Source organism: Tardiphaga sp. 172_B4_N1_3, from assembly GCF_052076035.1.
GTDB classification, from domain to species: Bacteria; Pseudomonadota; Alphaproteobacteria; order Rhizobiales; family Xanthobacteraceae; genus Tardiphaga; species Tardiphaga robiniae.
Map to the genome: position 1 here is coordinate 3,431,208 of NZ_CP197238.1, position 12,885 is coordinate 3,444,092.

A 12,885-nucleotide genomic window follows, 5' to 3' on the forward strand; every position below is an offset into this window, starting at 1 on the left:
ATCTTCCTCAAGCGCTTGCAGCGGCGTGAATCGCTTCACGGACCTGCTGGAACGTGCCGCAACGGCAGATATTGGTGATGGCGAGGTCGATATCCTCATCGGTCGGCTGCGGCACTGTCTCCAGCAGCGCTGCAACTGCCATGATCATGCCGCTCTGGCAGTAACCACATTGCGGCACATCATGATCGATCCAGGCCTGCTGCACCTTGTGCACGGCCCCCTCGGACGCAAGGCCCTCGATCGTCGTGATCTGCTTTCCGATCGCCTCACTGAGCGCCATGCTGCAGGAACGGACCTGCTGGCCATCGACATGAACGGTGCAGGCGCCGCATTGGGCGACGCCACATCCGTATTTTGTCCCTGTCAGCCCGGCATTTTCGCGGATCGCCCATAGCAACGGCGTGTCCGGTTCTGCATCGATCTCGTAGGTCCGTCCATTGATCGTGAGGCTTGCCATCGCATTTCCCCGGGTCGTGGCGCATATCGCCGTTGCAGTGACCCTCCCCTGAAACTGGAAGAATTCCAAATCAAATGTTTGGTGACTGCGGCGCCCGAAGATTCCAGCGATGTCCCTGCCTTGCGGACGTCACAGTTACGTCACGCGGGATTTTCTGTTTGCTGACGCTCTATCACCGCGGGTCGAACACAATGCGATCATGCAAGGAAACCGCCTGAGATTGCCATTGGCAAAACCGGGCACCGCCGTGTGCAGAACATCGCCGATTCGCTGTCGCGATTTACTTGGTGAGAGTTGCGCGGAACACGGGATGATAGCCGTGCGCCGCTCGACGCGCTGTGGCCGGGTTGGTAAGCCCTCTCTACAAGGAGACCTGAGTCGAGACATGACCGTTGCGATCGAGATGGGGCATACGACGTCAGGCGCCCCGGCGGCTCTGGACCTTGAGGAACTGCTGGCGACGCGTCTGCTCGTACAGGGCAATTCGGGTTCCGGAAAATCGCATCTGCTGCGCCGGCTGCTCGAACAGAGCGCCCCTTGGGTGCAACAAACCATTATCGACCCTGAAGGCGATTTCGTCTCGCTGGCGGAGCGATTCGGTCATCTGGTGATCGATGCCGAGGCGCATACCGAACGCGGGTTGCAGGTCGCCGGCGAGCGCGCGCGCATGCACCGCGTCTCCACAGTGCTCAATCTCGAAGGGCTGGATGCCGAGAATCAAATGCGCCGCGCCGCCGCCTTTCTGGGCGGGCTGTTCGACGCGCCTCGCGACCATTGGTATCCGATGCTCGTGGTGGTGGACGAGGCACAGCTGTTCGCCCCGGCCGTTGCCGGCGAGGTGTCCGACGAAGCCCGCAAGCTATCGCTCGGCGCCATGACCAACCTGATGTGCCGCGGCCGCAAACGCGGCCTTGCCGGCGTCATCGCGACACAGCGACTGGCGAAGCTCGCCAAGAACGTCGCGGCCGAAGCGTCGAATTTCCTGATGGGTCGCACCTTCCTCGACATCGATATGGCACGCGCCGCCGATCTTCTCGGCATGGAGCGACGGCAGGCCGAATCCTTCCGCGACCTCGAGCGTGGCCAGTTCATGGCGCTGGGTCCCGCCCTCTCCCGTCGTCCGCTGGGCCTGCGCATCGGCGTCACCGAAACAAGTCCGCGCAATGCGACCCCACGCCTGATGCCGCTGCCGGAAGCGACACTCGACGACGTCCGCGCCACGATTCTCGCAGCGCCCCCGCCGGAGCCGGTCCGGCCGCAGCGCCGCGCACCGTCATCGCCGGATCTGCTTGGCCAGCTCATGGCGGCGAAGTCCGCAGCGCTGGAAATTCGGCCGGACGTGGCGGAGACGCCGATCAGCGCCGAGGAACTGGCGGAGCGGCGCATGCGCGTCGACCGCGTGTTGCAGGCCCTGATGGCGGAGCCCGATGCAGGCTTCCGGGTGGTCGGCGTGCTCTATCAGGAATTCGTGGTCCGCTGCCGCATCGAGGGCCTCGGTGCCGCCGTGCCGGACCTCGACGACTTCCGCCGCATGCTGACACGCGCCCGCGCCGGGCTCGGCTCCGACATGACCAACGATGACGGCTGGCAAGACGTCTCGGTCCGCGCCTCGATTCTGCCGGAGGATATGCAGGGCGTTTTCATGATGATCGCCCGCGCCGCCAAGGAAGGCTGGCCCTGCCCGAGCAATGCCGCGATCGCCCGCGCCTACGGCTCGCATTCGCTACGCCGCGCACAGCGCCTGCTCAACTATATCGAGGAGCAAGGCCTTATCGTCTGTCAGCTCGATGGCGCCGGTCGGCGCATCGTGACACTCGTCGAACTGGCCTGGGCGACGGCACCCGGCGATCCCAATGCCGAGGAAGCTGCGGCCGAGCAGGCCTGAGCCGTTTCAGTCCGCCGAGAATCCAAACGGAACGTTCAGCGTCCTGAAATCATCGGGCAACAACTCGCGCCCGATCGGAAGCGCCGAGCGCGCAGCACATCTTGGACGATGACAGACACGGCATGCGACGCCGATCGGCGTGGGCGCATCGGCGCGCGGCGCCGCCGCGTCGCGTGTGTAGATCAACTGACCCGCATATTCGGCCGCGCAACCGATCGCGATGGCGCGCTCGACACGTTGTGCACCGTAAGCACCACCGCCGGCGGTGACGGTACGGGCAATCGAGAAGAAGCGCTGTCCGTCCGGCAATTCCAGCCATTGCGTCACGATCTGGCGCGGCGTTTTGAAAACGTCATGCACTGACCACAGCGGGCACGCGCCGCCGTGCTTGGCAAATGGAAAGCCGGCGCCGTCGAGCAGCTTTGAGATGTTGCCAGCGGGGTCGACGCGGATCAGGAAGAACGGGACTTTCTCGGCGCCCGGCCGCTGCAAGGTCGTGATGCGATGCGCGGTCTGTTCGAAGCTGGCACCGAATTGGCGCGCCAGTGCTTCGAGATCGTAGCGACGGGTCTCGGCGGCGCGCGCGAAAGCCGCATAGGGCATGATCAGCGCCGCAGCGGCGTAACCCGCGAGCGCCCGGCGCGCCAGCAGTTCAGCGCTCTTGGTGGTGAACTGGCCGTCTTCGAGCGCGGTGCCGATCTCGTTTTCCATTTCGAGATAGGCGAGTTGCTGCGCCAACTGGAAATGGAGGCTTGCGGTATCGAGCGAATCCTCAAGTAGCAATTGCTTGCGATGCAGATCCAGTCGCCTGACCGAGCCGAGCATGACGTCTGGCGGTAGATAGCGCACTTGCAGCTTATGCCGGGTCTTGAGACGCTCGACGAAACCGCTCGGCCCCGACGTCGCCTGCACAAGACGTTCGGCCACGTCGTCGATCACAGCGAAATTGTTGCGGCGAGCTGCCAGAAACCGCCTGACCTCGGCCACGGGATCGTTGGCATCATAGCCCTCGCTATCCGAAGACGACGCGCCACCGGTGAGCGCCGGTGCGCGCCGATCCGCCAGCGCGAGCTGCTCCTCGCGATAGGCGGTGTAGAGGCGCAGGAACGCCTCGGCCATGCCGGGATAGCTCACCGCGAGATCGCTGATTTCGAGCGCGGGGATATCGATGTCCGAAAACATCGGCTCTTTCAGGATCGACTGCATCCGCGCCGTATTGTCGGCGCCGCCATCGCCGGCGAGATCGGCCAGATCGATGGTGTAGGTGCGCGCCAGGCGCAGCAGCATGTCCGCCGTCATCGGCCGCTGGTTGCGCTCCAGCAGCGCGACGTAAGGCGCGGAAATCTCGAGATCGGCCGCCATATCGGCCTGAGTCAGACCCAAATCGCGCCGAAGCCGCCGGATTCGCGGTCCCATGAACACCGATCGACCTGCCGAGGCGGCCATTGCGCACTCCAATATTTTGTAATTACCTTACAGACTTACACGCGATATTTGTAAAGTATGACAAGTTATCTGCGTTCCGTCTAGCGGCTGACAATCCCGCGCTTACAACCAAGGACAGGTTTTTCGTCAGCCAAAGGGATCAAGACCATGAACTTCCAGCCGCGCGGGATCAGCAACCAGACCATCCTCGGCACCGGCTCCTATCGGAGCGAAGTCGAGGCGGCGTCGGCGCTGCTCAAGACCAAGGACACCTGGAACGGCGTGACCGCCGAAGCGGTCGCACGCATGCGCCTGCAGAACCGCTTCAAGACTGGTCTCGACGTTGCACGCTACACGGCATCGCTGATGCGTGCCGACATGGCCGCCTATGATGCAGACACCACCAAGTACACCCAGTCGCTCGGCTGCTGGCATGGCTTTATCGCGCAGCAGAAGCTGATCTCGGTCAAGAAGCATTTCGGCACCACCGACCGCACCTACCTGTACCTCTCGGGCTGGATGATCGCGGCGCTGCGCTCGGAATTCGGCCCGCTGCCGGATCAGTCGATGCACGAGAAGACTTCGGTCCCGGCTCTGATCGAGGAGCTCTACACCTTCCTGCGTCAGGCTGACTCGCGCGAGCTCAACGACATCTTCCGCAGCCTCGACGCCGCTCGCAAGGCTGGCGACAAGGCAAAGGAAGAAGAACTGATCAACAAGATCGACAACTTCCAGACCCACGTCGTTCCCGTCATCGCCGATATCGATGCCGGCTTCGGCAATGCGGAAGCAACCTATCTGCTCGCCAAGAAGATGATCGAGGCTGGTGCCTGCGCCCTGCAGATCGAGAATCAGGTTTCGGACGAGAAGCAGTGCGGCCATCAGGACGGCAAGGTCACCGTGCCGCATGAAGTCTTCCTCGCGAAGATCCGCGCCTGCCGTCACGCCTTCCTCGAAATGGGCGTCGAAGACGGCATCATCGTCACCCGCACCGACTCGCTCGGCGCTGGCCTGACGCAGCAGATCGCTGTCAGCCACAAGCCGGGTGACATCGGCGACCAGTACAACAGCTTCCTTGATTGCGAAGAAATCGATGCTTCAAAGATCGGCAACGGCGACGTCGTCATTACGCGTAATGGAAAGCTGATGCGCCCGAAGCGTCTGGCCAGCAACCTGTACCAGTTCCGCGAAGGCACGGGTCAGGACCGCTGCGTGCTCGACTGCATCACTTCGCTACAGAACGGCGCCGACCTTTTGTGGATCGAAACCGAGAAGCCGAACATCGAGCAGATCGCCAAGATGGTCGATCGCGTTCGTGAGGTGATCCCGAATGCGAAGCTGGCCTACAACAACTCGCCGTCGTTCAACTGGACGCTCAACTTCCGTTGGCAGGTCTATGACGCGATGAAGGAAGCCGGCAAGGATGTCAGCAAGTACAACCGTGCCGAACTGATGAAGGTGGAGTACGACAGCACGCCGCTGGCGGTCGAAGCCGACGAGCTCATCCGGACATTCCAGGCTGATTCAGCCAAGCGTGCCGGCATCTTCCATCACCTGATCACGCTGCCGACCTATCACACGGCTGCGCTGTCCACCGACAACCTCGCCAAGGAGTATTTTGGCGAACAGGGCATGCTGGGCTACGTCAAGAACGTCCAGCGCGCGGAAATCCGTCAAGGCATCGCCTGCGCGAAGCATCAGAACATGGCAGGTTCGGACATCGGCGACGAGCACAAGGAATACTTCGCCGGTGAGGCGGCCCTGAAGGCGGGCGGCGCGCACAACACGATGAACCAGTTCGGCTAATCGTTACGGTTCAGCTCATCATAAAATCAGCCTGGGATCTTGTCAGATCCCAGGCTGATTTCGTTGTCGGCGTTCAAACGCCGAACGACTGTCTCACCAACAGGCTATCCGGATGGCGGGCCGCCATAAAAGCCCCGGAAGGCGTTGCGCTTAACCCTGTCGGCGCAGGAAGCCAGTGATCGTGACCGCTTGCCAGATGCCGGCGGCAAAGAACGGATCGGCATGATGAAATTTCTCAACCGCCGCGCGGTCGGCGGCCTCGACGAGAAACAGACTGCCAATCATGGTCTGGCCGTCATCGGCTGTCAGCGGGCCGGACATGACGATCGTCACGTCATAGGCCGAGGTGTCGGACAAAAAGGCCTTGTGGGCCTCGTAGTGAGACAAACGCTTGTCGAGCGCGCCGGCATGATCGACGGCATGGATGGCAAACAGCATGCATAGCTCCTGAAAGGCAGAAGACGGCCGCCGACCTGCGGCGGACGTCCTGATGGCAATAGATGTTATTTGGTACCGAGCTTCGCAGCCTCGTCCCAGCTCGGACAGGTCCGCGATTCCAGTGGCACGTCGTAGGGCTGATAGTTCTCCTTGCCGATCACCGTTGGCTTGAGAACGATCTCAGTGATCACCGGCTCGTTGCGCAGCGAACGAATGGCGATCATCATGCCGAGGCATCCCTGCATGAAGCCATTGTAGTCGCCGCTCGCCAGCAATTTCCCGGACTTGATCGCGTCGATCGCCTCCTTGGTGCCATTGACGCCGATGACCTGGGCCTTGCGATTGGCACCGTCGAGCGCCTCGATCGCGCCGATCGCCATTGCGTCGTTGGCGGCCAATACGCCGTCGATCTGGGTATTCGACTGCATGAGATTCTCCATGACCTGGAGCGCCTGCAGCCGCTGATAATTGCCCGGCTGCGACGCAAGCAGCTTGGCCCCCGGGTTTTCCTTCAAGGCATCGTTGAAGCCGCGGACGCGGTCGATGCTCGTCAAGGATCCTTTGACGCCCTCAATGATCACAAAGTTGCCCTTGCCGCCCAGCGTCTTCAGCAGATAGCGCCCGGTCTCCAGACCCAGACTGTAGTCATCGGCGCCGACAAAGGCGACAAACTTGCCACCGGCGGAACGATCGGTCACGTTGACCACCGGGATCTTTGCGTCATTGATTTTCTCGACACCGGGGACCATCGCCTTGTAGTCGACCGGGATGAAGACGATCGCCGACGGCTTCTTCACCACCACGTCCTCAATCTGGCTGAGCTGCTCCGGAATGCTGTCCGGCTTGGTCGGGATGTAATGCAGCGTCTTTGCCTTCATCGCTTTGGCGGCTGCGTCGGACCCGACTCGAACGGTCTGGAAATACGGATTGGTCTGGTTTTTAGTAAACACCGCGATCGTCTCGCCGTCAGCGAACGCGTGGGACGAGAGTGATGTCGTCAGAAGCAGTGCAGTAAGCGCGCCATAGGCTTTCTTCATAGTCGTTCCCTCCGTTTTGTTTTTAAGATCGAACACTTACGCCGCACGGCGCCGTGTTTTCATATCTAGCCATACTGCCAGAATGACGATGACGCCGGTCACCAGCGGCTGCCAACTCGCGTTGACCGACAACAGGTTCATGCCATTGAGGACCAGGGTCAAAATGAGCGCGCCGACGAACGTGCCGAACACCGTTCCAAGGCCGCCGAACAGCGAGGTGCCCCCGATCAGAACCGCGGCAATCGCCGGGAGTGTCAGGCTTTCTCCGATGTCGGCTTCGGCAGAGTTCAGTCGCGCAAGAAAGATGATCGAGGCGAGCCCCGCCATTGCGCCCGACACTGTGTAGACCAGCAGGAGTCGGCGAGCGACGGGAATGCCCGACAATCGCGCGGCGACCGGGTTGGCGCCGATGGCATAGATTTCTTGTCCCCACGTGGTGCGCTGCGCGAAAATGGTTCCGATGGCGAGGAAAACCAGCAACAGATAGACCGGGATTGGAAGACCGAGAAAATAGCCGCTGCCGATCTGACGAAAGCCAGCCGGAAAGCCGTGCATGGTCTCTCCGCCCATGTACCAGTAAGTGATGCCGTGCAGCACCCACAGCATCCCGTAGGTCGCAATGAAGGATGGGATTCGAAGCGCGGTGACCATCACGCCGTTGAGCATCCCCACCGCGCCACCGACGCCGATGCCTGTCAGTACCCCCAAGGTCGGCGAGCCGGTCTGATGAATCACCGTCCCGGCAATACAGGCGGAAATAGCGACATTGGCACCAATCGAGAGATCGAGGCCGCCTGTCAGCACCACCAGCGTCAGGCCCGACGCGATGAAGAACAGCAGACTCGCCTGGCGCAGGACGTTGAGGATGTTGCCGAGACTGAAGAACGAGTTGGTCAGGATGGTCAGCGCTGCACAGATCAGAAACGCGGCAAGCAGGCGATAGAACACCTGGATCATCTCGTCGGAAAGCAACATTCTGCCGCCTGTGATCGGCTTTGAGATATCGGTCATGATCGGCTCCGCAATCCATCGACGAACAATGCTGCAATCACCAGCAAGCCGACGCTTGCTACCTGGATCGAAGACGGCAGCGCCAGCAGATTCAATCCGTTGCGCAACACGCCTACGGTGACCACGCCGAGCAAGGTGCCGAGCAGCCAACCATTGCCGCGCTCGAACGACGTGCCGCCGACGGCAACCGCTGCAATGGCATCGAACTCAAGACCGAGGCCAGCGGTCGGATGCCCGGAGTTCATGCGCGCGGTCATCAGGAGACCAGCCAGACCGACCATGGCGCCGCCGAGCGCGTAGACGAGGATCAGCAAGCGACGTGCCGAGATACCGGCGAATTTCAGCGCTTCACGGTTGCCGCCGAGCGCGAAAATGTAAGTCCCGAAACGCGTGTGGTAGAGCAATCCGTGGAAGGCAAGGTAGCTTCCCAGTCCCAGCACGATCGGAAGCGGGACGCCGCCGAGCGTCCCGGAATAGACGCCACGAACGGCGGCCGGCATGCCGACGACGCTCTGGCCATCGCTGACGATCAGCGAGAGCCCCTGCGCCATCCCGAGTGTGCCCAGCGTGGCGACAAAAGGGGGAATGCCGACAACGGCCACCAGCCAGCCGTTGATCGTCCCGAACACGATCCCGACGACCAGAGCCGCAAGCAGGCCGAGCAGCAACGAGCCTGTGGCCAAAGCGACGATGGCGACGATCAGCGAGGTCAGCGTCAAGACGGCGCCCATCGACAGGTCGAGACCTTCAGTCATGATGATCAGCGTCATCGGCAGCGCCAGCATCAGCAAGATCGTCGATTGGACGAGCACGTTAGAAATATTCGGCACCGTCAGGAAGCCGGGTGTCATCAGGCTGAAGATGACACATAGCAGCACCAGCATGACGGCAACGCCGGGAATCCGCTGAAGCGGATTGGTGTTCAATACCATCGCTTGTTCACGCATGATGCATCCCCAGCTTCACGATGTTTTCCTCACTCAGTTCGTGGCGAGCCAATTCACCCGCGATCCGCCCGTCGCACATGACATAGGCGCGATCGCAGACGTGGCAGATTTCCGCCTGCTCCGACGAGATCATCAGCGCAGCGGCACCATCCGCGACCAGCCGGTCGATGAGCGCGAAGATCTCGGCTTTGGCTCCGACATCGATGCCGCGTGTCGGCTCGTCGAAAATGAACAGCTTGGCGCCGGCCGCCAGCCATTTCCCGATGACGACCTTCTGCTGGTTGCCGCCGGACAGAAGACCCACGGCCTGCTTGTCCGATGGGGTCGCGATCCTCAACTGCCGGATCAGATCATTGGCAACCTGCCTGGATTTCCCCTGATCGAAGAAGCCACGCGGAAAGATCTTGCGTAGCGCGGAAACGATCAGGTTGTCTCCGACGGAGCGGATCAGAGCCAGGCCTTCGGCCTTGCGGCTTTCCGGAATCAGCGCGAGCCCCAGTCTGGCTGCTTCGTCCGGACCGCCGGATTTCTCCCGGCCGTCGAACAGGATCTGTCCCGCGGTCGCCCTGTCGGCTCCGAAAATGGCCCGCACCACTTCGGTGCGCCCCGAGCCGACCAGCCCGCACAGCCCGACGATCTCGCCTTGCCGCACCACCAGGTCGATGCCCGCAATGCCGGAGGCAGAGGAGAGACCCTTCACCTCGAGCATGACCTTGCCGGGGGCCTGGGCGAAGGTCCGTGGATAGCTCATATCGACGCTGCGACCGACCATCATCCGGACCAGATCGTCCGATGACACGGCCCCGGGTTGCACCTCATCGATACGGCGCCCATCGCGCAGCACCGTAATGCGGTCGCCGAGCGAGAACACCTCCGCCATGCGGTGCGAGATGTAGATGATGGCAACGCCATCCGCCTTGAGCCGCGCGATCAGTGCAAACAGCAATTCCGTCTCGCGATCGGACAGCGCCGCCGTCGGCTCATCCATCACGAGAATTCGCGCGTTCTGGCTGATGGCCTTCGCAATTTCCACCATCTGCTGCTGGGCGACGCCCAGCTTCTCGATCCGGATCGCCGGATCGATGTCGAATCCAATCGAATCCAGCACGCGCTTGGCATCGGCCAGAATTTTCTTGCGATCGATCGTGCCGGGAACACGTCCTGCCGGCTCGCGTCCAAGGAAGATGTTCTGCGCGATGTCGAGATAAGGGACCAGCGAAAATTCCTGGAAGATGACGGCGATGCCGAGCTTCTGCGCATCGGCTGGCGACGCGATCTCGACTGTCTCGCCGTTGTAGTGGAACGAGCCGTGATCGGCGCGATAGGCCCCGCACAGCACTTTCATCAGGCTCGATTTGCCTGCTCCGTTCTCGCCGAGCAGCATATGCACCTCGCCTGGCCAGACCGAGAACGACACATCGTCGAGTGCCTTCACTCCCGGGAATTCCTTGGAGATGCCGCGCAGTTCGAACAGCGGCGGCGCCGCTTGAACGATCGACACGGCAGCCTTGGACTGCGCAAGTTGCGTCATGCCAGCACCGGTGCATTGGGCAAGAAGATCTTGCCGGGGTTCATCATGCCTTTCGGATCGATCGACGCCTTGATGCCACGCATGATATCGACGGCGTCGCCGAGCTCGTCCTGGAGGAATCCAATCTTGCCGGTACCGATGCCGTGTTCGCCGGTGCAGGTGCCCTCCATCGCGATCGCCCTCGCCACCAACCGCGCATGCAGCGCCTTGGCGCGCGCGACTTCGTCGGCATTATCCTGGTCGATCAGGATCAGCAGATGGAAATTCCCGTCGCCGACATGGCCCACCACGGGCGCGATCAGTCCGTTGGCATCGATATCGCGGCGGGTTTCAGTCAGACATTCCGTCAGCCGTGAGATCGGCACGCAGACATCCGTGATCATGGCCTTGGCGCCCGGCTTCAGGCTGAGACCCGCATAGAGGGTGTTGTCGCGGGCATGCCACAGCTTCGTCCGGTCTTCGGCGGCCCGCGCCCATTGGAAGCCCTGGCCGTCATGTTCGGCAGCGATCGCCTCCGCCAGTTCGGCCTGCTCCGCGACGCTCGCCTCGGTGCCGTGGAATTCAAAGAACAGCGTCGGCGCCTCGCGATAGCCAAGTTTGGAATAACCATTTATGCCGCGCATCATGACTTCATCCAGCAGTTCCATCCGCGCGACCGGAATGCCCGACTGGATCACTTCAATCGCGGCATCGATCGCTTGATCGAGCCGCCCGAAACTGCAGACAGCGGACGAGATCGCCTGCGGCCATGGATGCAATTTCAGGGTAATTTCAGTGATGACGCCGAGGGTGCCTTCGGAGCCGACGAACAGCCGGGTGAGATCGTAACCGGCCGATGACTTGCGGGCTCGCTGGCTGGTGCGGATCACCCGCCCATCCGGCAGCACGACTTCGAGCGCCAGCACATTATCCTTCATGGTGCCGTAGCGGACGGCCATGGTTCCGGACGCGCGCGTCGAGGTCATGCCGCCGATCGACGCATCGGCGCCGGGATCGATCGGAAAGAACAATCCGGTGTCGCGCAGATGCGCGTTGAGCTGCTTGCGGGTGATGCCAGGCTGCACGACGACGTCGAGGTCCTTGTCATGCACCCGGAGCACGCGGTTCATCCGCGCAAAATCGATACAGACGCCGCCAGCCACCGATGCTGCATTGCCTTCGAGTGAAGTACCCGCGCCGAATGGAACGACCGGCATGCCTAGTTCGCCGCAGAGCTTCACGATCTCAGCGACTTCCTGCGTGGTCTCCGGAAACACCACGACATCCGGTGGACGACTGGCGTGATAGGCCTCGCTGCGGCCGTGATCATCGAGCACGCCGCGCGCGATCGTCGCGCGCGCCCCAATGATCTCGTTCAGACGGACCACGGCCGTCTCGGCGCTCACTGGCGCTCCCATAGCATCCTCCCCTTCCATATCAGCGCTCAGGCTCTGCGGCCCTTGATGCGCATTGTTAGCTAGACAGCATGCGCCTTGTTGGCGTCTGGCTTCAAACCGAAATCGTAATTCAAATGATAGTAAGGCGTGTCCTGCATGCGCCCGTCGGGAGCTTCGCCGGCATCTTTGCGGGCGAATTCGCGAATGAGCGTATCTTTGACGCCGAAGACGACGTCGGAGTCGAGATACTTGTCGCCCGCGACGAACACATGCGTCACCAGTTGCTCGAAGCCAGGCGCCGAGATCATGAAGTGAACATGGGCGGGCCGCCACGGATGACGCCCCTGAGCCGTGAGCATATCGCCGACCGGCCCGTCATGCGGGATCGGATAGGCCGCTGGCTTGATCGACCAGAACCGGAAACGGCCCTCGGCATCGGCATGAAACCGCGCACGCATCGCCAGATCGCCGATCTTGTCGAGCTGCTGAACATCGTAATACCCGTCGTCGTCGGAGTGCCAGACGTCGATTGTCGCATTTGCGATCGGCTTGCCATCCGGCGTCGAGACCGATCCCGTCACGATCATCGGATCGCCCTCCATGCCACCGGAGATGTCTTCGCCAAGCTTCTTCTCCGGGGCCGCCTGGACGAAGAACGGCCCGAGCACGGTCGTGTCCGTCACGCCATCCTCGGCACCATGATTGATAGCATCGACCAGCATCGACACCCCGAGCGTATCCGAAAGCAGAATGAACTCCTGGCGCTTATCGTCGCACATGTGACCGGTGCGCGTCAGGAATTCGATGCCCTGCTCCCATTCCCTCTGGGTTGGCCGCACCTCGCGGATGAAGGCGTGTAGATGGCGCACCAGCGCTTCGCTGATCTGCCTGATCCGCGGCTGGCCGGCATCGGTGATGCGATCCAGTACGGCGTCGGTAATAGTGTTCTCGTTGAAATTCCGCATGGCCTCT

General features: G+C 61.9%; 11 protein-coding genes. 2 read left to right on the plus strand and 9 right to left on the minus strand.

Features of this window, described 5'->3' with window-relative positions; translation table 11 throughout:
• Nucleotides 1–7 precede the first annotated feature (7 nt).
• Complete coding sequence (locus tag AB7783_RS16235; protein WP_093756882.1) at nt 8–457, minus strand: (2Fe-2S)-binding protein; 450 nt, start codon at nt 455–457, stop codon at nt 8–10.
• A 385-nt stretch (nt 458–842) separates the two neighbouring features.
• Here AB7783_RS16235 and AB7783_RS16240 point away from each other — a divergent pair, with 385 nt between their 5' ends.
• Nucleotides 843–2,342 (plus strand): ATP-binding protein, encoded by a 1,500-nt coding sequence (locus tag AB7783_RS16240; RefSeq protein ID WP_315843361.1) that lies wholly within the window; start codon nt 843–845, stop codon nt 2,340–2,342.
• Between the two features lie 6 nt (nt 2,343–2,348).
• Here the strand turns inward: AB7783_RS16240 and AB7783_RS16245 are convergent, their stop codons facing one another.
• A complete protein-coding gene (locus AB7783_RS16245) occupies nt 2,349–3,788 on the minus strand; it encodes a helix-turn-helix domain-containing protein (RefSeq protein ID WP_320445268.1) in 1,440 nt (479 codons plus the stop codon).
• Nucleotides 3,789–3,935: 147 nt separating this feature from the next.
• On the opposite strand from AB7783_RS16245, the gene AB7783_RS16250 reads away from it, so the two are divergent.
• On the plus strand, nt 3,936–5,573 hold the full coding sequence (locus tag AB7783_RS16250) for an isocitrate lyase (RefSeq protein WP_120293265.1): 1,638 nt from the start codon (nt 3,936–3,938) through the stop codon (nt 5,571–5,573).
• Nucleotides 5,574–5,723: 150 nt separating this feature from the next.
• Here AB7783_RS16250 and AB7783_RS16255 read toward each other — a convergent pair whose 3' ends face one another.
• From AB7783_RS16255 to AB7783_RS16285, 7 genes are all read right to left on the minus strand, one after another.
• The gene (locus AB7783_RS16255) at nt 5,724–6,011 is read right to left on the minus strand and encodes a YciI family protein (protein WP_441278212.1); all 288 of its coding nucleotides are present in this window, start codon (nt 6,009–6,011) and stop codon (nt 5,724–5,726) included.
• 65 nt (nt 6,012–6,076) lie between these two features.
• Nucleotides 6,077–7,048 carry a sugar ABC transporter substrate-binding protein gene (locus AB7783_RS16260; protein WP_441278213.1) on the minus strand — a complete coding sequence of 324 codons (972 nt, stop codon included), beginning with the start codon at nt 7,046–7,048 and terminating at the stop codon, nt 6,077–6,079.
• 36 nt (nt 7,049–7,084) lie between these two features.
• Nucleotides 7,085–8,059, minus strand: coding sequence for an ABC transporter permease (locus AB7783_RS16265; RefSeq protein WP_089265507.1), 975 nt, complete (start codon nt 8,057–8,059; stop codon nt 7,085–7,087).
• Entirely contained in the window at nt 8,056–9,006 is a 951-nt protein-coding gene (locus AB7783_RS16270) for an ABC transporter permease (protein ID WP_441278214.1), read from the minus strand. Before AB7783_RS16270 ends, AB7783_RS16265 begins: the two co-directional genes overlap by 4 nt.
• Nucleotides 8,999–10,537 (minus strand): sugar ABC transporter ATP-binding protein, encoded by a 1,539-nt coding sequence (locus tag AB7783_RS16275; protein ID WP_441278215.1) that lies wholly within the window; start codon nt 10,535–10,537, stop codon nt 8,999–9,001. Before AB7783_RS16275 ends, AB7783_RS16270 begins: the two co-directional genes overlap by 8 nt.
• Nucleotides 10,534–11,934 carry an FAD-linked oxidase C-terminal domain-containing protein gene (locus tag AB7783_RS16280; RefSeq protein WP_439064700.1) on the minus strand — a complete coding sequence of 467 codons (1,401 nt, stop codon included), beginning with the start codon at nt 11,932–11,934 and terminating at the stop codon, nt 10,534–10,536. Before AB7783_RS16280 ends, AB7783_RS16275 begins: the two co-directional genes overlap by 4 nt.
• Before the next feature lie 59 nt (nt 11,935–11,993).
• Nucleotides 11,994–12,878, minus strand: coding sequence for an intradiol ring-cleavage dioxygenase (locus tag AB7783_RS16285; protein ID WP_441278216.1), 885 nt, complete (start codon nt 12,876–12,878; stop codon nt 11,994–11,996).
• Nucleotides 12,879–12,885: the final 7 nt, after the last annotated feature.